The sequence below is a fragment of the Lysobacter tyrosinilyticus genome, from assembly GCF_054779815.1.
The window spans coordinates 38,546-62,232 of the sequence record NZ_BAAGXN010000014.1; the positions used below are offsets into that span (position 1 = coordinate 38,546).

Consider the following 23,687-nt stretch of genomic DNA (forward strand, 5'->3'; position numbering starts at 1 on the left):
CATGTCGTTCATCCTCGAAGCCCTGCGCAAGTCGGAAGCCGAGCGCCGCCGCGGACAGGCTCCCGACCTGCTCAGCGAGGCCATGCCGGTCATGCCGACCGCTCTCGCAAGCGCGGACAAGCGCGGCCGGATCGTCGTAGTCGTGGCGGCAGCGCTGATCGCGGTGCTGCTGGTGCTGTGGGCCATGCGCCCGAGCGCGCCAGAGGATTCCGGCGCGGTCGCGGCGGTTCCTGCCCAGGCACCTGCCCCTGTTGCGGCGCCACCGCTGTCGACACCGACCCGCCTTTCGCCGCCGCGGCGCAGCGTCGACCCGATTCCCGCCACGCCAACAACGAGCCCTGCGCCTCCGGCAACGCAGGCCACCGTTGCCGTTGCGACTCCGCCGACGACCTCCGGGCAGACAAACGAACCGCGCCCGGTCGAACCCCAGATCGCCGCGCCGCCAGCGCCGGTGGCCGCCACCGCATCGGCCAGCACCACCGCCTTCGCCAGCCCCGATGCACCGCTGAGCCTTGCCGACCTGTCGAACGAGGAACGCCAGCAGCTGCCCGCGCTCAAGATCAGCATGCACATGTGGGCACCGGATGCCGCCAACCGTTTTGCCATCATCGATGGCACGCGCGTGAACGAGGGCGACCGGATCGGCGATGCCACCGTCGAAGCGATCCAGCAGGAAGGGGTGATGCTGAGCTGGCGTGGACGCCGCATTCGCCTGCAGATCCGCTGAGCGAACGCCACTTAGTCACGCCCGGCCTTTCGGCTCGTCGTCCGCATGAACGCCAGCGGACAGTAGAAATCGAGCGTCTTCAGCAAGGTACGCCCGGCATTGCGCCGGAGCGTCTTGCACTGCATGGCGCTCTCCCAGCGATCGGCCCGAGCCTGCTCCCGACGGCGTCAACGCCGGATGGAGCCCCGGTGTAAGGAATCCGCCGCCGGCGCGAATCATCCCGGTGTCAGCGCCATTCATCCCGGATGGACGCCCCTAGAATCGACCCGCCTCCCATGCACATCGAAGCGACCATGCAGGACAGCGTGCGAAATCACTTCGGCGAGCTGCTCGAACAGCATCGCGGCATCGTCTTCAAGGTCGCGCATTCCTACTGCCGGCATCCGGACGACCGAGCCGATCTGGTGCAGGAAATCGCTGCCCAATTGTGGCGCGCGTACCCCGCCTTCGATGACGCGCGCGCCAGCTTCTCCACCTGGATGTACCGCATCGCCCTGAACGTGGCGATCTCGCATCTGCGCAGCACCAGTCACCGCCAGCAGCACGCGGTGCCCCTGGATGAATCACTGCACGACGTGGTCGGCGAAGACGACAACCACGAGGGCCAGGAGCACCTTCGACTGCTCCATCGCTTCATCGAGCAACAGGACCCGCTCAATCGCGCGCTGCTGCTGTTGTATCTGGAAGACCGGAGCCATCGCGAAATCGCCGAGATCCTCGGCATCAGCGAAGCCAACGTCGCCACCAAGATCAGCCGCCTCAAGCAACGCCTCCGCAACGACATCGCCTGACATCCCTCACATCGGCGCAATGGAAACCACCATGGAACTCGACGACATCAAGACCGCCTGGCAGAGCCTGGACCGGCGCCTGCAGCGACAGAACGATCTCAACCTGCAACTGTTCCGCCAGGACAAGCTCGACCGCATGCAGTCCGGACTGCGCCCGCTGTTCTGGGGCCAGATCGTGCAGATCCTGTTCGGCGTGCTCTTCGTCGCGCTGGCCGCGCTGCTGTGGATGAGCCAGCCGGAAGGCGCCGCGGTGATCGCGGCCGGCGTGGTGGTCCATGCCTATGGCGTGATCACCATCATCGCGGCGTCGGTCGTGCTGGCGCAGATGCGCAGGATCGATCCGGCTTCGCCCGTACTGGAGATCCAGAAGCAGCTGGCGCGCGTGCGTACTCTCTACATCCGCAGCGGCATGGTCGCGGGATTGCCGTGGTGGTTCATGTGGGTACCCGTGCTGATGGTGCTCCTCGGTCTGGGCGACGTGAACCTGCTGGCGAAATCGCCCGGCATGGTGTGGAGCGGCCTGGGTGTCGGCGCGCTGGGGCTATTGGCCACCTGGTGGTTCCATCACTGGTCGCGCCACCCGCGCCGGCCGCGTCTGGCCCAGGCCATGGAGAACAGCGTCACCGGTGCCAGCCTGCGCAGGGCGAAGGCCCAGCTCGACGAACTGGTGCGCTTCGAACACGAATGACGGGAACGAAAAAGGCGGGCATGGCGCCCGCCTTTTTCCTTGCTCAGTTGCGTGCGCCCTCAGGCGTGCGCGCGCTTGGGAAACCCGACCATGCGTTGCGTTTCCTCGCACCACAGCTTCAGACGCGCGCTCTTCAGGCTGCTCCAAATCGTCAGACGCGGCGCCGACTGCAGCAGCGGGCTGGATTCGAACGCTTCGCGCAGACGGTAGTTGGGAATGCGGCTGGCGAGATGGTGGATGTGGTGGTAACCGATATTGCCGGTGAACCAATGCACCACGCGCGGCAGGTCGTAGTACGAGCTGCCGGCGATCGCAGCCTGGCTCGAATCCCACTGCTTGCCGCGGGTCCAATACGTTTCCTCGAAGGTGTGCTGCACATAGAACAGCCACACGCCCACGGCGCCGGCGATCAGTACGATCGGCAGGTGCACCAGCAGCACCGTGTGCCAGCCGATTTTCCATCCCAGCGCACCACCGACGAGCAGCAGCACCAGGTTGTTGAGCAGCACGCTGGCCCATTCCTTCTTCCAGGTGAAGGGAAGATCGAACGGGAAGCGATGCTTGAGCACGAACTGGTAGAGCGGCCCCACGCCCAGCAGCACCGGCGTGCTGCGATACAGGCGGTAGCCGAAACGGCCAAGCCACGACTTCGCGCGGTACTCGGCCACCGTCAGCGTCTCGATGTCGCCCATCTCGCGGCGGTCGAGGTTGCCGGACGTACCGTGGTGGATCGCGTGCGTCTTCTTCCAGTAACCGTAGGGGAACAGCGTAACCACACCGAGGGCGCGACCCACCATGTCGTTCGCGCGCGAGCTGGCGAAGAACGAACCGTGCCCGCAGTCGTGCTGGATGATGAAGGTGCGCACGTACAGGCCCGCGGCGGGGAGAGCCAGCAGCAGCGTCCAGCCGTAGCCCCATTCGCCGACCACGCTCCAGGCCATCAGCGCCCACAGCACCGCGAGCGGCAGCAGCGTGTTGATCAGCTGCCACACGGCGCGGCCGAGATGCGGCGTGGCGAACTGGGCGCAGAGCTTGCGCAGGTTCGTGGAAGTAGCGGCGGCGGAAGCTGTGTTCAAAGCGGTTTCTCCAACTGACGGGGCATTGTCACGCCCCAGTGTTACCACCGCAAACGACGGTGGCGTATGGTCTCGCTCCGAATGGGCGCACGGTCACATTCCGCTTGCGCGAGGCCGAATCGGCTGCGACGCTGGATTCAACTTTCCCCGGGCAGCACCATGCAACAGGTCACTTTCGAGCTCGATCGCGATTTCATCGAGCTGAACCAGCTCCTCAAACTCACCGGTCTGTGCGACAGCGGCGGCGCCGGGAAGCAGCTGGTGGCCAGCGGCGCGGTGCGGGTCGATGGCGCGGTGGAGCTGCGCAAGACCTGCAAGATCCATGCGGGACAGCAGGTAACCGTCGATGGAGTGGTGATCGACGTCGTGCCAGCCGGCTGATCCGTCGTCGCGGTTTCGCGGCACGAACCGCCACATTCCGCGGCGCGATTCTGGTTTAACCTCCGGCCACCGTGAATGGAGATCACGCCGGTGGATGTAGTCACCCGATTTCTGGATCGTCGTCGGGCATTGCTGGTGCGGCTGGACAATCAGCTGCAGCAGGCCGAAACGCAATACGAAGCCGCACGGACCCTGTGCGAATTCACCGGTCGTGAACTCAACCTCGCCGACTGCGTCGTCTATTTGCCCAGTGGCGGCGACGGGCTGACGCAGGCCGCGGTGTGGGGGCCCAAGCGGGGCACCGTAGGGCCGCTGGAATCGGGTATCCGTCTCCCTATCGGCACCGGCATCGTGGGCGAGTGCGCACGCCAGCTGCGCACGCAAAGGGTGGACGACACGCGCCGCGACCTGCGCTATTTCCGCGACGATCAGGCCCGGCTTTCGGAGCTTTCGGTCCCGATCTGTCATGACGAGATCCTGCTGGCCGTGCTCGACAGCGAGGATGGCAGCACGGGCTTCTACGACGTCCGCTACGAACAGGCCTTCGAGGCGATCGCCGACCACAGCGCGGCGCATCTGTGGCGACTGCGGGCGCTCGGGGCCCCATGAATACGTTTTCATGACCCGAACGTGCAGGCTTCTGTCCGCTTCGACCGTCCATTGTCCGTATACGGTCCTGGAGCATTCGGGATCTCACAGCCATGCGACCTTTCCTCAAATGGGCCGGTATCGGCCTGGCCCTCCTCCTGCTCGGTGCGCTCGGACTGATCGCCACCGCTTGGGGGTCACCAGCAAGGCAATGTCCCGGACCTACGCGATCAGTGACCCGCCGCTGCGCGTCGCGGCCACACCAGAAGCCCTGCTGCGCGGCAAACACCTGTTCGACACCCGTGGTTGCGGCGATTGCCACGGTCCCCAAGGAGCGGGCCGGGTCCTGCTCGACGATCCGGCGCTAGGCCGCATCGTGCCGCCCAATCTCAGCCGTAGCCTGCGCGACCCGGCGTTCACCGACGACGCATTGGCTGCCGCGATCCGGCATGGCATCAAGCCCGACGGCCGCCCCCTGCTGATCATGCCGTCCGGCGAATTCGCCAACCTGGACGATGCCGACGTCGCCGCACTCGTCGCCTACATGCGTTCGCTACCGCGCAGCGACAACGATCCCGGCACCAGCGTCGTGCGTCCGATCGGTCGCGTGTTGTACACGCTGGGGAAACTGCCGTTGTTCCCGGCCGAAACCATCGATCATGCGCCGCGCCCGCGCCAGGCACCGGCGGCAGCCGTGACGCCAGCCTATGGTGGCTACATCGCGCAATCCTGCAGCGGTTGCCACGGATCCGATCTGGCTGGCGGGATCACCGTGATTCCGGGCAAGCCGGTCTCCGCCAATCTGACGCCACATCCGAACGGCCTGGCGAAATGGAGCGAGGCCGACTTCCTCCAGCTGATGCGCACTGGTCGGCGGCCCGATGGCACAACGGTGGATCCGCTGATGCCGTGGCCGGTCTACGCGAACATGGACGAAACCGAATTGCGCGCACTTTGGGCATACCTGCGCACGGTCGCCCCGGCCCCGGGACGCGGAGACGTTGCCCGGCGCTGAGCGTCGTCTCGAGTTCTCGCCGATGCGGTGCCATGTAGCGAACGTCATCGACACCTCGGCACAGCAACAACGTGTGCCACTCGTTGGGCGACGAATGGATCGTTTGGCTTCCACGCGCATTCCGGCATGCTGACGGGATGCACGCCTACCGCTCCCCTGCCTCACGCACCGCGCTCATTGCCCTGTCCACCGCCGCAGTCGCCTACGTCGCGTCATTGACGGTATTGCGGCGCGACGCCGGCTTCAGCCTGGTCGAACCGCTGTTTTTGTTCGCCATGCTCGGCCTGGTCTTTCCGCTGCTGGCCTGGCTGTGCACGTTGGGCGCGCGTCCTGCTTCCGACCTGCCCCGGCGCAAGCACGCGCAGCTGTCAGGCGTCCTGCTGTACTTGTCTGCGTTCGCGCTGGTGGTGCTCGGTTGGGGCTTCAGCGCGATCAATACCGCATTCCCCAACGAACCTGGTCAGTCGATCGTCCAGCTCCTGGCGAAGCTGCTGACCATGGTGGTGTTGCCGGCGTGGTTGTTCCTCGGCTTCCGCCTTGCGACTCGCGCCACCCTGCCTGCGCGGCGACTATTGCTCGTCTTCGTCGCGATGTCGCTGGCTTATCTCGCGATGCAGGCGGTCTTCGGCCGCGGCCTGATCACGCTGCGCGAACTCGCGCCTTCCGCGACGACGCTCGCCTGGGCCATTCCCCTGTGTTGGCTGTGGCAGACGCTGGAAGCCGGCCTGTGCGAAGAAGTGCTGTTCCGTCGCATCCTGCAGGAGAAGCTCGCCATCGTGAGCGGCTCACAAGTGGCGGCGGTGACGTGGGCATCGCTGCTGTTCGGGCTCGCGCATGCGCCGGGCCTGTGGCTTCGCGGCGGGCATCTGATGGAAGGCGTCGCACACGCGACGCCGACCTGGGCGGTCGCCTATTCGATCGTGATGATTGCACCGGCCGGCATCGCGTTCGGCGTGCTGTGGGCCCGTACCCGTTCGCTGTGGCTGATCGTGCCGCTGCACGGCATGGTGGACCTGTTGCCGCAGCTGGCACCGTTCATCCGCGCCTGGAACGGGCACTGATCCGCTGCGTCACCCGCGCCGCAGCGACCAGAAGCCGATGTCGCGCCGATGCTGGAAGCCGATCTGCTCGTACAGCTGTTTCGCGCGCGCGTTCTCGTGGCTCACGTGCAGGAACGGCGTGCGCCCACGCGCCAGCGTGTCGTTGGTTAGCATCGCGGTCAGCCGCCGCGCATACCCGCGACCGTTGAAATCGGGATGTGTGCAGATCGCGCTCATTTCCGTGTAGGTCTCGGTGCCGAGCCGTTCGCCGATGATAGCGGCGAGCCGGGTCTCCCCTTTCGCATCAGGCATGTACATGCCGAAGTAGCGGCCCATTTCCATGGTGCGTTCACGGAAGTAGTGCGGATAGACCAGTGCGGTCAGCGCCAGCAGGTCGGCGCGATGCTCAGGCGTCAACGGAATGATTTCCGGCCCTTCGATTACTTCGAGCGGCGACGTGCATACCATCTGCGCCAAGGGCCGAAATGCTTCCAGCTGCCAGCCTTCGGGTACCGCCGGCGCCACGCCGAGCAGATACACGCTTTCATCGGGCGCCACCAGCGACTCGATCGCCGGCAGCAGATCCACATCCGCGTTGGCCATGCCGAGGAAGGGCGCGAACTCGCGCGGATAGCGCACCACATCGCCGGCACCCTGCGCGATATGGCGATGGCGGGTCTGCAGTGAAGACCAGAAGGGGTTGTCGAGTTCGGGGGCCAGCATATCAGCGCCTGTGCGGGGTCCTGGTTTCGGCATCCTTGTTGCGTTGCCCGTCGATTTCCGCCGGGCGTCGTCAGCAAAGCCCCACTAGGGAAGCATCGAACCCTGCACGAGGCAATCTTCGGCTGGCTGCGCGTCGCCGCTCCCCCGGAACCTCGGCGGGATCGTGGCCTAAACTCGCCACATGACCCCCTGGTTCGTCTATCTGCTCGAATGCCGCGGCGGCAGCATCTACACCGGCATCGCGACCGACGTCGAACGCCGTTATGCGATGCATCTGGCCGGCAAGGGCGCGCGGTATACGCGCTCCCATCCTCCGCTGCGGCTACTCGCCTGCTTCGAGTTTCCGGACCGTTCGGCGGCCAGCCGCGCGGAGTACGCGATCAAGCAACTCTCGCCCGGCCAGAAGCGCGAGATTTGCAACAGTGGCTGCCTTCCCGCCGGAGCAGGCGCCTGAGAGTACCGATCATCTGAATCCCGACATCCACCGCTCCGCACGCGCGGCCGCCACCGTCGGCACCGGTTCGATCACGAAGATCTCGCCGTCCAGGTCGATCAGATACAGATTGCCGCTCTGATCGATACCAAAGCTGGCGATATTGTCGAAGCGACCGACATTGGGCGCGAAGTCGGCATTGCGAACGGTGAACTCAGCGCTGGACAACGTGGTGCCTTGCACGACCTGGGCTGTCGGGATCGTCCAGACATTGGGAAAGATGAAGTCGGCGAATACGTACTGTCCCTGCAGCGACGTGATCACACCGCGGTACACGTAGCCGCCAATGACCGTGTTGCCCTGGCGGGTGCCGTTGCCATGCAGGTATTCGGCAATCGGCGGGGTAAGACCGGCCGTGGATCCGCCCCGGAAGGCATGCGTGCCCTCCATGATCGGCCAACCGAAATTCGCGCCGATGTCGGCCGGGCGCAGCAGATCCACTTCCTCGACCACATCCTGGCCTACATCGCCGATCCAGAGGTTGCCGGTAACAGGATCGAAGCTGTTGCGGAACGGATTGCGCAGCCCATAGGCCAGCACCTCCGGCGCGCCACCGCCAGCGGCAAACGGGTTTGCCGGCGGAATCCCATAGTCACGCGACGCATCGCCTGGGAAGTCATCGCGCGTCGGATCGATGCGCAGAATCTTGCCCAGCAGGGTATTGGGGTTCTGGCCATTGTTGTCCGGATCGCCGCCACCGCCGCCATCACCGATCGCGATATACAACAGACCCGCTGCATCGAAGCCGATCCAGCCGCCGTTGTGATTGTTGCGTGGATGCGGCACGCGCAGGATCGCGTCACCCGTAGCCGGATCAGCATGTTCGCGATCAGTGATGAAGGTGCGATAGCGCCGGATCTCGATCGTCCCGTCGGGAACGGTCACGAAGACATAGAACGTGCCGCTGGTAGCGAAATCGGGTGCGGTCGAAAACCCCAACAATCCGCGTTCGCCATCGGTGGACAGCTGGCCGGTGAGATCAAGGAAGGGTGTCGCGGCGACCGCTCCCGTGGCCGGCGAAAGTACGAGGATGCGCCCGGCCAATTCGGTGACGAACACGCGTCCAGTGCCGTCCGGAACCGGAGCTAGAAATGCCGGCTGATTCAATCCTGCCACGACACGACGCACGCGCACCGCGACCTCGGCGACATCGGTGACCGCCACGGACAAGCCTTGCGTCACCGTGGTCCGCCCATCGCTGACGGCCAGATCCAACTGATAGACGTTGTCGCGATTGCTGTCGGTCGGTGCCTCGAAGTCCGGTGGCAGCATGAAAGAAAGCGCACCCGCCGCGGTAATGCGGAAGCGATCGCGGTCGACACCACCGGCGATCGAGAACGTGAGCGCATTCCCGTCCGGGTCCGTCGCGGTTGCCGTGTAGAAGGCACCCGCCGTGTTCTCCGGCACGGTAGCTGCAGTGGCGGATGTGAAGGCCGGCGGTCGGTTCGATGTGGAAGAAGGTCGCTTCCCGCCCCCACCCCCGCCACACGCACCTACGGCCAGCGCCAGCACCAATGCCGTGCACGTTTCCCAAAGATTCGCACCTGCCATGGGAGCGCTCCGATGGTGGGTCACCCGCAGTGCCGGAAGCGTCCTCCCGTAGACGCTTGGATCCTGTGAAGGGGTCGCACGATTCGCAGCCTCACGCATCGGCAGGAAAGGGAAATGTCCTGCATCGGCTGCGTGGTTTGCGCCTTGAAACGGAAACGGCCCGACAAGGTCGGGCCGTTCGGGCGCTCTCAATCGTTGCTATCAGACATCAACGCCGGCAGCGGGGGTCGGCGGCGGTGAATCTGAGTCGGCGTCATGAATGGCGACTTGACCCGGATCGCTCACGATGACATGCGTCTGGTAGTAGAACTTTCCGGTCGGCACACCTGCATTGAGAAAGTCGATGCGCATCCGCCGTGCGGCGCCGACGACCGTGATGCGCTTGCCCTTCAAATCCATGTCGGGATCTGCGCCGTGCAACTTCCGGTAGGCGGCAACCGCCGCTGGCGTGAAGTGGACAGTCAGATTGCGCTGGTCGCGATAGTCGGCCTCGGAGTTCAGGTAGACCTCGCCACGCCCGCGGCCCGTCGCCACGACATCGATGCCGAATACGCCAGCGACGCCCTCGTCTTCGGCATCCGCGGCAAGCAGGACGGCCGCCATGGGCGGAATCAGTTGCGCGCGGTGGGTGTCGCGCAAGGCGTACAACAGCGGCAGCGTTGCCGCCAGGTTGCAGAACGTATCCATCATCTGCGCCGGGTCGCCCGGTGCAAATCGGACCGCCCTATCCCAGGCTCGTTCGGCTTCGCTCGTGTGTCCCGCGCGCACTTGATTGGCCCAATCGACATAGTAGGCCGCGGCCAGGGTGGTGCGCGCCATGCCGTAGTCCATCAGCTGCAACGCGGATTGCGCGTACTCGATCGCTTCCTGCGGCGTGTCCCGCATACACAGCAGGAAAGCCGCATAGTTGCTGCGGATCCAGGGGTGCTGCGGGTGTCGCTTGATCATCGCCCGATATGACGCATCGACCGCGTCCCAGTGACCGAGCCCCCGGTGCGCCTCGCGCATGCAGTCTTCCGCCGCATCGCGCACGCGCATGCTGATCGTGTTGCGCTGGGCGACCGCGCCACAGGCGGCCAGCGCTTCCGCGTACTTGTCGGCATCCAGCAGCAGGTCGGCTTCGTTCAAGGGTAGCCAAGGACTGTCGCTGCCCAGGGAGCGCGCGTGCTGCAGCGCGGCCGCGGCGTCCGCAGGCCGCTTCTGGTGCCTGTAGACGTTGCCACGCAACACGAACGCACCGGCATGCGTCGGCGCCAGCTGGATCGCGTGGTCGAGCGACTTCTCGGCCAAGGCGAGCTTGGCCGGATCGTACTTGCGCGCATTGATCATCGCCGAGTCGAGGAAGTACCGCGCGTACTGGACGTACGCCTCCACCGACTTGGGATTGCGGGCAAGCACGGCGTCGAGTTGCGCGCGTGCGGCCGGCAGCTCTGTCGGCCCGCCGGTCCATGCATCGATCAGCTCCCCCGCGCGGGCGATCGCCGCCTGCTCGTCATCGACGGGCGTTGGCGCACCGGGAATGGTTCCCGCGATGGCCACAGGCGACAGTCCGCACAGCAGGACACAAGCGACCAGCCCTTGCGGCACCCACTGGCGCCAGCCGCTTCCAACAAGTTGCTTTTCCCTAATCATTCTCATTCCCGACGTTGTTCTTTCTCGCGACATTCTCTGTAGTTCCACCCGGCCAGGGCTTCAACGCCTCTGCTGGCGTTGCGATTGCGCCGGCTTCATCCGCTGGACCTTCGTCGGCCGCGTCGGCGGTTGCAGTTGGACATGCGGTTTGCCCGTAGTAGCGGTCGTCGGGCAATCGAGGCGGTAGTTGATCACGTAGCTCCACCGCAGATGCCCAAGGTCCAGACAGCCGTCGCCATTGAAGTCTGCGATGTTGGCCGACGTCACGAACGGCGGGACATTGCCGGTATGGACCGGCTGGTTGGGCACCCGATAGAGCGGTTCGAACCCCCCGGCAGTCTGCAGCAGGATTTCCAGGCTTCCAGAAACGAAGACGATCAGATCGTCGTCGCCATCGGCATCGATGTCGGCAGCCTTGATGAGCGGCAGCGCCCGGGAAATGCCCGTCTGGTAGCGATACTGCGCACGCAACGGGTAGCTGTCGCGGCCGTTGAGGGAAAGCAGCGCGATGTTCTGGTGGAACCAGACCGTGTGGTTGGCGTCGGGGCCTTCCATGGTCTCGTACCACACCGCCAGCGATGGCTGGCCACCGAAGGTTCCCAGCGCCGTGGTGCCTCCAGTTGCCGGCACGTCCACGATCGACGGCACGGTGAAATCGTAGAGGCGCCCGTCGCTGCGGTTACGCAGGCCATAGTTGATGCCGATCGCGGATTCGCCCTGTTCGACGCCGGCATCTGCATGGAGCGCGCTGGCCAGCACGTCGATAACGCCATCCCGATCCGCGTCGCCGAGCAGAAGATCACGCCCGGAGTACCCCTGTACGAGCATCGGCGCGCTGAACGCGAAGTTGCCGCGGCCCCAATGGATGCTGAAACCGGTGCCCTCGCTGCTCTGGACGATGATGTCGGTGAAGCCATCCTGATTCAGGTCGGCCGTCAGGATCTGCATTGGCGGGAGCGGCGACGGAATCCTGGCCGCCTCGACATAACTGCCGTCGCTCGCGCGCGTCAGGATCACCAGGTGGTCAGGTTTCCCGCCGTTCGCTGCGACCAGGACGATCTCCGCCTTGGCATCGCCGCCCAACTCGGCCAGCGCGCCCCCGCGTGCTTCGTATTTAAAGACACCGCCCGGCGCGAGGGTGAAGTGGGCCGCTTCGGCCATGGTGCCGTCGGGCTGCTGCTCGTATATGTAGGCGACATGGTCGACACTCGGGTCGCTGCTACCCCAGCCGTCGGCGAAAAACGCCACGTCGATGCGGCCGTCGCCATTGGTGTCGCCGACCGACGCGGACTGCGCTTCGAGATTGAGGTTTTCGTTGTCGGGAAGCGGCAAGGGGTATGGGCCGCTCATCTCGATGGCGGATGCCGTTCCCGTAGCAAGCGCCAAGACAGCCAATGCGGGAGCAGCGAATCTGGATAGGGTCATGGTACGGGCTATCTCTGGCGCGACGGCAGGGGCGTGAAAGTCGAGCGCACCTGCGCCCGGTTGTTGTCCGGATCGAGGTCGCCGCCGCCGTCCAGGAGGAAGGCCGTCATCGACAGCGGGATTGCATTGCCGGTGGCGAGATCGATCGTGAACGGCAGCGCGACGCGTTGCCCGGGCTGCAGGGTGGCAAGGACGCAGTCGAACATCCGACGCGGAGCTTCCGCCGCGACTGCTGTGCAGCCTGGCGGCGCCGTCACTGAAAACGTCAGTGCGCGGCTACCCGGCGAGGCGGGTGCGACCATCACCCGCACTCTCGGCATCAGGAACGATCGCGGCCCGTAGCGATGCAGGACTTCGACGGTCGCCGAACGACCTGCGGTGGAGGCTCGCACCTCCAGATCGGCCGCCGGCCCGCAACCGCGTCCGCGCAGGAAGTACGCGCCGTATCTCCCCAGCGTCAACAAGTCGCTACAGCCGTCGCGATTAAGATCGCGGACCTGCCAGTGTTCGCCGCCATGCCCGATGACTTCGCGGTCCACGGCGAACTGGCCCGGCGACACTTGCAACCAGGCGTTCAATATCGGGGTGGGAGTGTTCTCGGTTTCGTCAAGCCCGGTGAAGGCGATGTCGTTCAAACCATTGTTGTCGAGGTCGGCGACCATCGGCCAAGCTGTACTGAAGTAGGGGCCGATCGTGCCCACCAGGGAGAAGGCCTTGGGCGATGCCTGTAGGAACACCTTTACGTCTTCGTGGTAGGAATTCGAGGAAAGGATCTCCTCGGGCAGACCGTCGCCGTCGAGGTCGCCAAATCCCGCCATGCCGCTGGACATGGCGTCGTAGCTCAGCGGCGTGGCCTCAAGCTTGCCGTACGGCTGCTGCTGGAACAGGCAGTCGGTCGGGCACAGCCCTAAGATCGCATCAGAGAGACCATCGCCATCGATGTCAACGCGATCGGCAACCGATTGGGTGAACGGCCAGTTGGGGTCCATGCCTGAGAACATGAACTGCGGCCCCTGGTAGTCGCGAAAACGACTGAGCGGCGCGATGCGGCCATCCGCGGTCCTTTCGGTGACCGCAGAGCCATACCAGATGCGATAGGTCGAATCGACGCCCGGACGTGTGTTGTCGTCATTGACGTAGGTGAAGAACAAGTCCTCCCTGCCATCCTGGTTAATGTCTACCAGGCTGAACCCCTGGTCTAGCAGATAACCTTCCACGTAGCGAAACGCTTCCAGTGTGCCGCCTGCGCGTACTTCCAATACCGTGAACCCGCCTTTGGGGAGGTTGGGTTGGGTGAACCCATCCAAGAGGCTGCGAAACAGCACGCGTTTACGATTGTCGGAGGGATTCCCGATCAGGCGCAGTTGCACCGGATTGCACCCGCACTCGTACACAAGCGCGAAGTCGAAATTGCCGCTTGGGCGTTGGAGATAGACGTGGATGCGTCCGTTGTAGCCGGGTTGGCTGCGCCGGGGATGGCTCAGCTCCGACACCACGATGTCGTCGCGACCGTCTCCATTGAGATCGCCCGCCACGACGTCCGAACGCATGTCCACATTCGGTAGCAAAAGCTTGTTGTAGTCCAGCGCCGCCATAGCCGTCGGCATCACGGCCAGCAACAGCACAGCCAGCGCTATGCGACTCCACATCATCCGACTCCCCTAGAGCTGCATTCGCCCCCGTCCCCAAAGGCTGCGTGCAGCCCGCGAGAATAACGCATCGTGCTCGCCGACGGCCCAGTTGCGAGTACCGGAAGTGGCCGTTCAGCGCGCCATACACCGCTTCCAGCGCCCGTCCACCCGGCCTGCAAACCACGCCGTGGTCAGCTTGCGGGTGATCTTGGGGCTGTGCAGGTCAATCTCCGGCACACGTGCGCGGGCGAGTGGGCCGCCGGCCTTGCGCTCGGCGATGGCGAAGACGTCTCGATACAGAGCCGTGTCCTCGAACGCGAGCGTCGAACTCCGGCGCAGCGCATCGCGAATCGAGGCTGCATCCATCCCGAGCGTTCCCACCATGCCTCGCAACGCGGCCTCCGTTGCGCCCGGACGATCCATCGGGGCATCGGGCGCGAGCACATCGCCATCGAATGCGAGTGGCTGCCCGGCTGCGACACTCACCGCACGCTGGAAGGCCGCGTTGCGGCTCGCGTACCAACCGGCGTTGTAATCGGCGAAGCGATGCAGCGGCCGCGTGTAGTGCGTCGGATACGCCAAGAGATGTCGGATGCCGAAGTACACTCCACCTCGTCGACTGAAAACCTCATGCCGGATCGATCCCTCCAGCGGGTACGGATAGCCACGGGCGTTTCGTTCGGCGAAAGCGATGCTCACCTGCATCGGCCCGCCGGTGCGCACCGGATTGAAGCCGTCCAGCAGGCGACGCCCCAGTGGCACGCGATGGATCATTTCCTCGAACAGCGCCGACAGCTGCTGCTCGGTGCGCAGCGCGGCGATGCGTTCGGCATAGGTGCGTCCGTCCGGCGCGCGCACCTGCAGCGCAGCATCTACCGCGAACTCGGGAATATGCAGGCGCGCCGCGCGGCGATCGATCTCATCGCGCGCGATCTTCGCCAGTCCTGGCACCGGCGGGTCGGTGCGAAACGTCGATTCCTGTTCGACCACCGCCAGCACCGAGCACAGGTTGTCGGGGCTCGGTTCAATTTCCTGCGCCGCAAATGCCGCCTGGATGTCGCGCGCCCAGCCGCCGCGATCGGGCACGCCGCGCGGGATCCGGCGCACCAGTTCGGCGCGAACTTCCTCCGGCGTGGGCCCGACGTCGCAGGCGGACAGACCTGCGAGACAGAATCCCAAAGCAATCAGTGCAAAGGAGCGGATTCGTCGTCGGGGCGTGGGCATCGGGTGCGCGGCGGGCGAAGTCGCGCAGAGGCTAGCAGGCGCGGCTGAACCAATGCCGGGCCGTCGGGATCCCAGGCAGCGGCCTTATCCCGCCTTGGCCTGGGCAATCTCGCGCAGGGCCCGCTCGAACACTTCCACCGGCTGTCCCCCAGAAATGAGGTGCCGCTGCTCGATAATGATCGCCGGCACCGCATTGATGCCGTGCCTCTGGAAGAACTGTTCTTCCGCGCGCACTTCTGCCGCGTATTCGTCGCCCTCGAGGATGGCCCACGCGCGTTCCGCCGGTAGCCCAACACTTGCCGCCACATCGGCGAGCACCGCGTGATCCGCAACGTTTCGGCCGTCGGTGAAGTAGGCACGCAGCAGCGCATGCTTGAGCGCCACCTGACTGCCTTCGATACCGGCCCAGTGCAGCAGCCGGTGCGCATCGAACGTGTTGTAGGTGCGTCTGCGCCGATCCATGTCGAAGGTGAATCCGAGCGCGGCGCCGCGCTGGCGGATAGCCTCCTGGTTCGCGGCCAATTGTTCCGCGGACATGCCGTACTTGTTCTGCAGGTGCTCGGCGATGTCCTCACCGTCCGGACCCATCTGCGGGTTCAGTTCGAACGGGCGGAAATGAATCTCCGCCCGCACGTCGCCGCCCAGGCGCTGCAGCGCCTGTTCGAGCGAGGCCAATCCGATGGCGCACCATGGGCAGACCACGTCGGAGACGAAGTCGATGCGCAACGGGACGGCGCCAGTCTCGGGATTCATCCCTGCACCATCGGCAGCTTGAGTCCCTGCTCCTTGGCGCACTGCTTCGCGATGTCGTAACCCGCATCCGCGTGACGCATCACGCCGGTGCCCGGATCGTTCCACAGCACGCGCGCGATGCGCTTGTCGGCGGCTTCGGTGCCGTCACAGACGATGACCACGCCGGAGTGCTGCGAATAGCCCATGCCCACGCCGCCGCCATGGTGCAGCGAGACCCAGGTCGCGCCGCCGGCGACGTTGAGCATCGCATTGAGCAGCGGCCAGTCGGATACGGCATCGCTGCCATCGCGCATCGCTTCGGTTTCGCGGTTCGGCGAAGCCACCGATCCCGAATCGAGGTGGTCGCGGCCGATCACGACCGGCGCCTTCAGTTCGCCGTTGCGCACCATCTCGTTGAACGCGAGGCCGAGCTTGTGGCGCAGGCCCAGGCCGACCCAGCAGATGCGCGCCGGTAGGCCCTGGAAGCTGATGCGCTCACGCGCCATGTCGAGCCAGCGGTGCAGGTGCGGATCGTCCGCGATGATTTCCTTCACCTTGGCGTCGGTTTTGTAGATGTCTTCCGGATCGCCGCTCAGCGCAACCCAACGGAACGGACCGACACCGCGACAGAACAGCGGACGCACGTAGGCCGGCACGAAGCCCGGGAAATCGAAGGCATTGGTGCAGCCTTCGTCCTTGGCCATCTGGCGGATGTTGTTGCCGTAGTCGACGGTCGGGATGCCCTGCGCGTGGAAGGCGAGCATCGCCTCAACGTGCACGCGCATCGACTTCTTCGCCGCGTCGCGCACCTTGGTCGGATTGCTCTTCTGTTCTTCCAGCCATTGCTCGACGGTCCAGCCGATCGGCAGATAGCCGTGCACCGGATCGTGCGCGGAGGTCTGGTCGGTGACGCAGTCGGGGCGCACGCCGCGCTTGACCATTTCCGGCAGGATTTCCGCGGCGTTGCCGAGCAGCGCGATCGACTTGGCTTCGCCGGCGGCGGTGTACTTGGCGATGCGCGCGAGTGCGTCGTCGAGATCGGTCGCCTGTTCGTCGACGTAACGCGTGCGCAGGCGGAAGTCGATGCTGGCCTGGCGGCACTCGATCGTGAGCGAGGACGCACCGGCGAGCGACGCGGCCAGTGGCTGCGCGCCGCCCATGCCGCCGAGGCCGGCGGTGAGGATCCACTTGCCCTTGAGGCTGCCGCCGTAGTGCTGGCGGCCCATCTCGACGAAGGTCTCGTAGGTGCCCTGCACGATGCCCTGCGAACCGATGTAGATCCACGAGCCGGCCGTCATCTGGCCGTACATCATCAGGCCCTTCTTATCGAGCTCGTTGAAGTGCTCCCAGTTGGCCCATGCCGGCACCAGGTTGGAATTGGCAAGCAGCACGCGCGGCGCGTCCGGATGCGTCGGGAAAATCCCGACCGGCTTGCCGGACTGCACCAGCAGCGTCTCGTTGTCTTCCAGTTCGCGCAGCGCCTTGAGGATGGCGTCGTACGACTCCCAGTCGCGCGCAGCGCGGCCGATGCCACCATAGACGACGAGTTCGGCGGGGTTCTCCGCGACCTCGGCGTCGAGGTTGTTCTGCAGCATGCGGTACGGGGCTTCGGTCAGCCACGACTTGCAGTTGAGGGTGTTGCCGCGCGGGGCGCGGATGCTGCGGGACGGATCGCGACGGGTCGACATGGCGGTTCCTGCGGTGACGGGGTTGGAAAAATTATCGCGCTGAGGATTCGATGCCTCCACGCATGCCGCGACCGAATCACGCCAAAACCGGCCCAGTTGGCGAAATTTCCACGTCGCAAGCCGCTTTTGTATACGCTGTATACATGCCCGCCCGTTTAGCGACCTCCGAACGCATCCTGCGCGCCGCCCGCTCCCTGTTCGAGCATGGCGGCGCAGAGGCCGTGAGCATGCGCCGCGTCGCCGACGCGGTCGGGCTGACGCCGATGGCGATCTACCGCCACTTCCCCAATCGGGAGGCGATGCTCAAGCGCATCAGCGACGACAGCTTCGATGAAATCGCACGGCATTGGATCGCGCGCAATCGCGGCGGCGATGTGCTGTCGCGGGTGATCGCATTGCAACGCATCTATCTCGATTACGCGCTGACACATCCGCACCTGTTCGACCATGCGTTTTCGGCGCGGCGGGCGGATGCGCGCAAGTACCCGGAAGACTTCCGCGCCGGACGCTCGCCGACATTGACGGTGGCGGCCGAAGCCGTAGCCGAAGCGATGCAGTCCGGATTGCTGCGCGAAGATGACGCCTGGGACGTGGCGATGACACTGTGGGCGCACACGCATGGACTGGTGGCGCTGTATCGCGCTGGACGCTTCAGTTTCGACGAGGCGCAATTCCGCCGCTTCTATGACGCGTCACTGCAGCGATTGCTGGACGGGCTCAAACCCTGATCGCAGCCGCCAGGATTGTTTCGCCTTGCGGGATGCAGAATCCACCGCACGTCTCGTGAGTCCGCTCGATAATTTCCGCCCCCTTCCACGGATGAAATCGAAATGACCAGGCTTCGCGTCGTTCTGGCTTCCCTCGCATTGGCATTCCTGCCTATGCTCCCCGTATCCGCCGCTCCCGCGCCCGACTCGGTGCGCCTGTACGTCCTGGATTGCGGACGCATCAAGTTCGACGACCTCGGAAATTTCTCCGACACCGGCGAATACGACGGACGCCCCGGCACGCTGGTTGCAACCTGTTTCCTGATCCGGCACCCGAAGGGCGACCTGCTTTGGGACACGGGCCCGGGCGATCGCTATGCCGGTAAGCCTGACGGTGAGCAGCTGCGTCCGGGCGTGCGGGTCTTCGTCGGCAAGCCGCTGTTGGGACAGCTGCAGGAAGTCGGCGTCGCGCCCGCCGACATCGAGTACGTGTCGTTCTCACATTTCCACTACGACCATACCGGCAACGCGAACGCCTTCACCGCGTCGACCTGGCTGCTCAGCCGGCGTGAAGTAGCCGCGCTCGAAGGCACGCCGACACCTACCGCGGTCAACGTCGACAATCTCAGCGGTCGCAAGGACGCCAAAGTCGCACTGATCGATCTGGACTACGACGTATTCGGCGATGGCTCGGTGAGGATCCTGCGTGCCAACGGCCACACCGCAGGTCATCAGGTCCTGATGCTCAAACTGCCGAAGTCGGGAACGGTAATCCTGTCGGGCGACTTGTTCCACACGCGCGAGAACTTCGAACAGGACCGGATGCCGGCGTTCAACTATTCGCGGGGCGAGACGCTTGGATCGATCGATCGCATCAAGCGCATCCTGAAAAACACCCATGGCCGGATCATCATCCAGCACGAGGCGAAGGACTTCGAGTCGCTGCCGAAGATTCCTGCCTATCTCGACTAACTTCCCCCAAAGAAAAACGCCCGGACCTGCCGGGCGTTTTCTGTAGCACTCCAGGAGCGGTGACGCTCCGGAGCGTCAGTGAATCGAGGGATCCAACCTGCGCAGCGCATCGGCGATATTGATCTCGCCGGTCCGATCCAGATCTTCGCGCGTATAGGCGCGGCCGAACGAATTGACGCAGGAATGCGACTTGGACTTGCGATGGTCGACGCGCTCGGTGCGGCGAGTGATGCGGGTGCCGGTCTCGCGCAGGCAATAGGCGTCGTTGATATCCGGCTTCTTCGCTTCGGTCTGTGCAGTCGCCGGCGCATCCGTCGCGGGGGTGGTCTGTTGCGGCGTGGTCTGGGCGGCCGCCGTGAAGGCCAGTGCGCCCAGGAGGCTGATCATCAGGCGTTTCATGCCGGTCTCCGGTTACGTGACTCCAATCAGCACCATACGCCCGGACCATGATGCTGGCATGTGCCGCCGACCGCGGGTTCAGCGACCTGTCAGTTGCGCGGCTTCGGCCTGGCAATCTGCGCGGCCGGAGTCGAACGCGGCGACTTCTGCGGTCCCTACCGGGTGCTGTTCAACACCATCATCGAAGAGCACTCGCCAGACGCCATCGGCATCCTTGTGCCAGACCGAATGGAAGGCGCCCAGCAGGTAGCGATCCTTGGCCTTGGGGTCCAGCACTTCGATCAGGCTCGGGCCACTGGACCAGGCCGTGTCCGCAATACCGGGCACCATGGTTACCCGCGTCGGGTACCAGCGCAGCGCCACCTGCTTACCTTCGATTAGACCAGTCCAGCGTTTGGCGATGGCCTCGCGACCGCGTGTCGGCTCGGGTTTGCTCGCGCCGAACGCGGCGTGCTCACCCACATGCTGGGCAAAGGCGGCGGCATCGTGGGCGGCTACCGAGCGGGCGAAGCTCTGCTCGCGCTGCCATACCGCGCATTCGTCCGCGGTCAGCGACGGCGGGGCCGCCATCGCCGTGAATGAGGACAGGAACAAGGCGGTAACAATCAGCAAGGACTGGTGCATGGCATCAAAAGGATTTGCGATATCGGCCCGGCATCTTGCCAGCCAGTCGCAGCGTCCCGGCCTGCAATAGTTGTCGTCTGGATCGCTGGCTATGATCGGCCGATGCGACATATCCGCCTGGCCACCACCGCCCTCGCCCTCTTCCTGACCGCTTGCGCGTCCGTGCCGTCTTCGACGGCTGAACCCGTCCCCGTCCTGCTGGTGTCGATCGACAGCTTCCGTCCGGACTACCTGGATCGCGGAATCACCCCAACCCTGGCGCGCCTTGCCCAAGGCGGCGTGCGCGCGCGCTGGATGAATCCGTCGTACCCGTCGCTCACGTTCCCCAACCATTACACCCTGGTCACCGGGTTGCGTCCCGACCATCACGGCATCGTGCACAACACCATGCGCGACGCCGAACTGGGCGAATTCCGCAACTCGGACGAAAAAGCCGTACGCGAACCGCGCTGGTGGGGCGGCGAACCACTATGGGTGACCGCGGAGAAGTCGGGACTGCGCACGGCGACCTTGTTCTGGGCCGGGAGCGAAGCGCCGATCAAGGGCACCTGGCCCACCGACTGGGTCAAATACGACGACGAAATGCCGATGGCGCAGCGCGTGGACCAGGTCGTGGATTGGCTGACACGTCCTGCGAACGCACGCCCTCGGCTGACCACGCTGTACTTCGGCGCGCTCGACCACACCGCACACGATTTCGGGCCGGATTCACCGCAGACCAACGCGACGCTCGCCGAAGTCGATGCCGCCATCGGTCGCCTCGTGCAGGAGCTCGCCGCGCGTGGCCTGCGCGATCGTGTGAACCTGGTGATCGTTTCCGACCACGGCATGGCGCCGGTGCCGTATGCGCAGTCGATGAATGTCGACACTTTGATCGATTCCGCGGATGCGACTTACGTGAGCGTCGGCGAAGTGGTCGGGTTCGAGCCGAAACCCGGGCGTGAAGCCAGCGCGGAAGCGAAACTGCTCGGCCGCCACGAGCATTACCAATGCTGGCGCAAGCACGAACTGCCATCGCGCTGGCGATACGGCTCGCATCCGCGCATACCGCCGATCGTGTGCCAGATGGACGTGGGCTGGGAGGCGATCCTTCCACGCAAGCTCGCCGAACGCCGGCCTGGAACCGTCCGCGGCTCGCACGGCTACGATCCGGCCGATCCCACGATGCGCGCCCTGTTCATCGCGAATGGACCGGCCTTCCGGCACAGGATCGTGCTGGAGCCATTCGACAACGTCGATGTGTATCCGATGCTGGCCAAACTGGTCGGCGTCGCGCCGGAGCCGAATGACGGCGATATCACACCCTTGCTCCCGGCCTTGAAATAGGGCGCTTGCCGTCTCTTGGCGGCCTCCAGGACGATGTCCGAATCCGGCGAGTCCGCGGGCTTCCGCGGTGCTAGCCTGCGTCCATGTCCGAATTCGCCCTCCCCGATCCGCAGACCTGCGAACAGGCCCGGCGCAGCCGCGACCCGCGTTTCGACGGCCTGTTCTTCACGGCGGTCCTGAGCACGCGGATCTATTGCCGTCCGGTCTGCCCTGCACCGATGGCCAAGCGCGTCGTCTACTACCCCAGCGCGGCGGCGGCGGAAGCGGCGGGTTACCGACCTTGCCTGCGCTGCCGCCCCGAACTGTCGCCGGGCGACGGCGCATGGCGGCGCGGTGATGAGGTGGTGGCACGCGCGTTGAAACTGATCGACCAGGGCGTGTTGGACGAACAACCTCTGGCCGCGCTGGCCGAACGCGTCGACATCGGCGAGCGGCAATTGCGTCGGTTGTTCGTCGAGCGCCTCGGCGTGCCACCGACCGGTGTGCAAGGCACGCGTCGGCTGCTGTTCGCCAAGCAACTGCTGACTGAGACCACGATGCCGATCACCGAAGTCGCGCTCGCCGCCGGTTTCGGCAGCCTGCGCCGCTTCAACGCCGCCTTCCTCGAGGCGTACCGCATGGCGCCACGCGATCTGCGCAAGCAGCGCGCGGAAGTGCCCGGTGAGACGCTCTCGCTGCGGCTCGCCTATCGACCTCCGTACGACTTCACCGCGATGCTCGATTTCCTGCGGGGCCGGGCATTGCCCGGTGTGGAAGTCGTGGATGAAACGAGCTACTCGCGGGTGATCGGCTCGGCCGATGCGCCAGGATGGCTGCGTGTTTCGGTGTGGCCTGATTCGGGCCGCGACAGCGATGCGAATGCATTGAAGTTGGAACTGCATGGCGCGCGGCCGTCGCAGATGCTCGAGATCGTCAACCGGCTGCGGCGCATGTTCGACCTGGACGCCGATCCGCGCGCGATTGCGGATGCGCTCGGCGTCGATGCGCGCCTGCGTCCGTTGGTTCGCCAGCGACCCGGATTGCGCGTGCCCAGCGGCTGGGACGGTTTCGAGATTGCCGTACGCGCGATCATCGGCCAGCAGATCAGCGTCGCGGGTGCCCGCACGATCGCGGCACGGCTATCGCAGCGGTTCGGACAGCCGTTGTCGATGCCATTGGCTTCGGGGCTCGATCACCTGTTCCCGCGACCGGAAGCGCTCGCGGATGCCGACCTCGCCGCCATCGGCCTGACCCGCGCGCGCGCCGAAACCGTGCGTACCGTGGCTCGCGCTGTCCTCGATGGTCGCGTTGATTTTCTTCCGGAGCGAACGCTGGATGAGTTCACCGCACGCTGGGTTTCGTTGCCCGGCATCGGGCCATGGACCGCGCATTACATCGCGTTGCGTGCGCTGGGCCATCCCGACGCGTTCCCCGCCGATGACCTGGTGCTCCAGCGCGCCGTGCCCAACGATGGTTCGCGCATGAGCGCGAAGGCGCTGACCGCGCGCTCGGAAGCGTGGCGACCGTGGCGTGCGTATTCGGTGATCCAGTTATGGAAGGATTCGATGGCGCCGTCCAAAACCGCCAAGGTGGCGGCGTGACCGCGCGCGTGATCTATCGCCCTATCGACAGTCCGGTCGGACCGCTACTGCTCGCCGGTAGTGATGCCGGGCTGCAACTGATCGAATTCCACGCACCGCGTCATCCGATGCCGCGCGGCGACGACTGGTGCGAAGGCGATCACGCCGTGTTGCAGCAGACCCAGGAACAGCTGGACGAATACTTCGCCGGCCAGCGCCAGCACTTCGACTTGCCGCTGGCACCGCTGGGCACCGAATTCCAATGCCGCGTGTGGTGGGAGCTGGCGAACATCCCGTTCGGCGAGACGATCAGCTACGCCAAACTCGCTCAGCGCCTGGGTCGGCCGACGGCCACGCGTGCGGTGGGAGCGGCGAATGGGCGCAATCCGATTCCGATCGTGCTGCCCTGCCATCGCGTGATCGGCGCCGATGGCAGCCTGACCGGCTTCGGTGGCGGCCTGCCGACGAAGCAGTTCCTGCTGCAGCTGGAAGGCGCGCTGCCGCGCGAACAGGATCTTTTCGCCTTGTAGAGCGGAGCTTGCTCCGCTGCTCTTCTTGCGCATTGTAGAGAGGAGCTTGCTCCGCTGCTCTTGTTGCCTTCACGCAAACAGCAGCGGAGCAAGCTCCGCTCTACAAAACAGTAGCGTCGGCGTAGATCCGCGCCTGCGCGGATCGTTGACCGGAACGAAGAGCGA

Annotated in this window: 24 protein-coding genes; 13 read left to right on the top strand and 11 right to left on the bottom strand. The window is 65.2% G+C overall.

Features of this window, described 5'->3' with window-relative positions; translation table 11 throughout:
* The first annotated feature begins 1 nt into the window (after nucleotide 1).
* The 3 genes from ACYVGK_RS16520 to ACYVGK_RS16530 all read left to right on the top strand — a co-directional run bounded on the left by ACYVGK_RS16520 (nucleotide 2) and on the right by ACYVGK_RS16530 (nucleotide 2,206).
* The gene (locus ACYVGK_RS16520) at nucleotides 2–727 is read left to right on the top strand and encodes a general secretion pathway protein GspB (RefSeq protein ID WP_460735712.1); all 726 of its coding nucleotides are present in this window, start codon (nucleotides 2–4) and stop codon (nucleotides 725–727) included.
* 275 nt (nucleotides 728–1,002) lie between these two features.
* Nucleotides 1,003–1,518, top strand: coding sequence for an RNA polymerase sigma factor (locus ACYVGK_RS16525; RefSeq protein ID WP_460735714.1), 516 nt, complete (start codon nucleotides 1,003–1,005; stop codon nucleotides 1,516–1,518).
* Nucleotides 1,519–1,537: 19 nt separating this feature from the next.
* Entirely contained in the window at nucleotides 1,538–2,206 is a 669-nt protein-coding gene (locus ACYVGK_RS16530) for a serine/threonine protein kinase (protein WP_460735716.1), read from the top strand.
* A gap of 59 nt (nucleotides 2,207–2,265) precedes the next feature.
* On the opposite strand, the gene ACYVGK_RS16535 is transcribed toward ACYVGK_RS16530, so the two are convergent.
* Nucleotides 2,266–3,282: a fatty acid desaturase gene (locus ACYVGK_RS16535; protein WP_460735718.1), complete on the bottom strand. Its 1,017-nt coding sequence runs from the start codon at nucleotides 3,280–3,282 to the stop codon at nucleotides 2,266–2,268.
* Between the two features lie 159 nt (nucleotides 3,283–3,441).
* On the opposite strand from ACYVGK_RS16535, the gene ACYVGK_RS16540 reads away from it, so the two are divergent.
* The 4 genes from ACYVGK_RS16540 to ACYVGK_RS16555 all read left to right on the top strand — a co-directional run bounded on the left by ACYVGK_RS16540 (nucleotide 3,442) and on the right by ACYVGK_RS16555 (nucleotide 6,327).
* Nucleotides 3,442–3,663, top strand: coding sequence for an RNA-binding S4 domain-containing protein (locus ACYVGK_RS16540; protein WP_460735720.1), 222 nt, complete (start codon nucleotides 3,442–3,444; stop codon nucleotides 3,661–3,663).
* A gap of 90 nt (nucleotides 3,664–3,753) precedes the next feature.
* On the top strand, nucleotides 3,754–4,272 hold the full coding sequence (locus ACYVGK_RS16545; protein WP_460735722.1) for a GAF domain-containing protein: 519 nt from the start codon (nucleotides 3,754–3,756) through the stop codon (nucleotides 4,270–4,272).
* Between the two features lie 190 nt (nucleotides 4,273–4,462).
* Nucleotides 4,463–5,266 (top strand): c-type cytochrome, encoded by an 804-nt coding sequence (locus ACYVGK_RS16550; RefSeq protein ID WP_460735724.1) that lies wholly within the window; start codon nucleotides 4,463–4,465, stop codon nucleotides 5,264–5,266.
* 137 nt (nucleotides 5,267–5,403) lie between these two features.
* Nucleotides 5,404–6,327, top strand: coding sequence for a lysostaphin resistance A-like protein (locus tag ACYVGK_RS16555; RefSeq protein WP_460735726.1), 924 nt, complete (start codon nucleotides 5,404–5,406; stop codon nucleotides 6,325–6,327).
* A gap of 9 nt (nucleotides 6,328–6,336) precedes the next feature.
* Here ACYVGK_RS16555 and ACYVGK_RS16560 read toward each other — a convergent pair whose 3' ends face one another.
* Complete coding sequence (locus tag ACYVGK_RS16560; RefSeq protein WP_460735728.1) at nucleotides 6,337–7,029, bottom strand: GNAT family N-acetyltransferase; 693 nt, start codon at nucleotides 7,027–7,029, stop codon at nucleotides 6,337–6,339.
* A gap of 181 nt (nucleotides 7,030–7,210) precedes the next feature.
* On the opposite strand from ACYVGK_RS16560, the gene ACYVGK_RS16565 reads away from it, so the two are divergent.
* Nucleotides 7,211–7,483: a GIY-YIG nuclease family protein gene (locus tag ACYVGK_RS16565; protein ID WP_460735730.1), complete on the top strand. Its 273-nt coding sequence runs from the start codon at nucleotides 7,211–7,213 to the stop codon at nucleotides 7,481–7,483.
* Nucleotides 7,484–7,492: 9 nt separating this feature from the next.
* Here ACYVGK_RS16565 and ACYVGK_RS16570 read toward each other — a convergent pair whose 3' ends face one another.
* The 7 genes from ACYVGK_RS16570 to hutU form a co-directional block, all read right to left on the bottom strand.
* The gene (locus ACYVGK_RS16570) at nucleotides 7,493–8,929 is read right to left on the bottom strand and encodes a PQQ-dependent sugar dehydrogenase (protein ID WP_460735732.1); all 1,437 of its coding nucleotides are present in this window, start codon (nucleotides 8,927–8,929) and stop codon (nucleotides 7,493–7,495) included.
* Between the two features lie 345 nt (nucleotides 8,930–9,274).
* Nucleotides 9,275–10,711, bottom strand: coding sequence for a tetratricopeptide repeat protein (locus ACYVGK_RS16575; protein ID WP_460735734.1), 1,437 nt, complete (start codon nucleotides 10,709–10,711; stop codon nucleotides 9,275–9,277).
* 54 nt (nucleotides 10,712–10,765) lie between these two features.
* Nucleotides 10,766–12,055, bottom strand: a complete 1,290-nt coding sequence (locus ACYVGK_RS16580) for an FG-GAP repeat domain-containing protein (RefSeq protein WP_460735735.1) — start codon at nucleotides 12,053–12,055, stop codon at nucleotides 10,766–10,768.
* An 83-nt stretch (nucleotides 12,056–12,138) separates the two neighbouring features.
* A complete protein-coding gene (locus tag ACYVGK_RS16585; protein ID WP_460735737.1) occupies nucleotides 12,139–13,755 on the bottom strand; it encodes an FG-GAP repeat protein in 1,617 nt (538 codons plus the stop codon).
* 138 nt (nucleotides 13,756–13,893) lie between these two features.
* On the bottom strand, nucleotides 13,894–14,985 hold the full coding sequence (locus ACYVGK_RS16590; protein WP_460735739.1) for a DUF1615 domain-containing protein: 1,092 nt from the start codon (nucleotides 14,983–14,985) through the stop codon (nucleotides 13,894–13,896).
* Nucleotides 14,986–15,069: 84 nt separating this feature from the next.
* The gene (locus tag ACYVGK_RS16595; protein WP_460735741.1) at nucleotides 15,070–15,738 is read right to left on the bottom strand and encodes a DsbA family oxidoreductase; all 669 of its coding nucleotides are present in this window, start codon (nucleotides 15,736–15,738) and stop codon (nucleotides 15,070–15,072) included.
* Nucleotides 15,735–17,405 carry a urocanate hydratase gene (hutU, locus tag ACYVGK_RS16600; protein WP_460735743.1) on the bottom strand — a complete coding sequence of 557 codons (1,671 nt, stop codon included), beginning with the start codon at nucleotides 17,403–17,405 and terminating at the stop codon, nucleotides 15,735–15,737. Before hutU ends, ACYVGK_RS16595 begins: the two co-directional genes overlap by 4 nt.
* 143 nt (nucleotides 17,406–17,548) lie before the next feature.
* On the opposite strand from hutU, the gene ACYVGK_RS16605 reads away from it, so the two are divergent.
* Together ACYVGK_RS16605 and ACYVGK_RS16610 are read left to right on the top strand one after the other, a co-directional pair.
* Nucleotides 17,549–18,133 carry a TetR/AcrR family transcriptional regulator gene (locus ACYVGK_RS16605; protein WP_460735745.1) on the top strand — a complete coding sequence of 195 codons (585 nt, stop codon included), beginning with the start codon at nucleotides 17,549–17,551 and terminating at the stop codon, nucleotides 18,131–18,133.
* A 102-nt stretch (nucleotides 18,134–18,235) separates the two neighbouring features.
* A complete protein-coding gene (locus tag ACYVGK_RS16610) occupies nucleotides 18,236–19,084 on the top strand; it encodes an N-acyl homoserine lactonase family protein (protein WP_460735747.1) in 849 nt (282 codons plus the stop codon).
* Nucleotides 19,085–19,159: 75 nt separating this feature from the next.
* Here the strand turns inward: ACYVGK_RS16610 and ACYVGK_RS16615 are convergent, their stop codons facing one another.
* Both ACYVGK_RS16615 and ACYVGK_RS16620 read right to left on the bottom strand, forming a co-directional pair.
* The gene (locus tag ACYVGK_RS16615; RefSeq protein WP_460735749.1) at nucleotides 19,160–19,483 is read right to left on the bottom strand and encodes a hypothetical protein; all 324 of its coding nucleotides are present in this window, start codon (nucleotides 19,481–19,483) and stop codon (nucleotides 19,160–19,162) included.
* Between the two features lie 78 nt (nucleotides 19,484–19,561).
* Complete coding sequence (locus tag ACYVGK_RS16620; RefSeq protein WP_460735751.1) at nucleotides 19,562–20,218, bottom strand: YybH family protein; 657 nt, start codon at nucleotides 20,216–20,218, stop codon at nucleotides 19,562–19,564.
* Here ACYVGK_RS16620 and ACYVGK_RS16625 point away from each other — a divergent pair.
* From ACYVGK_RS16625 to ACYVGK_RS16635, 3 genes are all read left to right on the top strand, one after another.
* On the top strand, nucleotides 20,210–21,433 hold the full coding sequence (locus ACYVGK_RS16625) for an alkaline phosphatase family protein (RefSeq protein WP_460735753.1): 1,224 nt from the start codon (nucleotides 20,210–20,212) through the stop codon (nucleotides 21,431–21,433). The genes ACYVGK_RS16620 and ACYVGK_RS16625 overlap by 9 nt on opposite strands.
* Nucleotides 21,434–21,516: 83 nt before the next feature.
* Nucleotides 21,517–23,013, top strand: coding sequence for an AlkA N-terminal domain-containing protein (locus tag ACYVGK_RS16630; RefSeq protein ID WP_460735755.1), 1,497 nt, complete (start codon nucleotides 21,517–21,519; stop codon nucleotides 23,011–23,013).
* A complete protein-coding gene (locus ACYVGK_RS16635; protein ID WP_460735757.1) occupies nucleotides 23,010–23,522 on the top strand; it encodes a methylated-DNA--[protein]-cysteine S-methyltransferase in 513 nt (170 codons plus the stop codon). Before ACYVGK_RS16630 ends, ACYVGK_RS16635 begins: the two co-directional genes overlap by 4 nt.
* The last annotated feature ends 165 nt before the right edge of the window (nucleotides 23,523–23,687 follow it).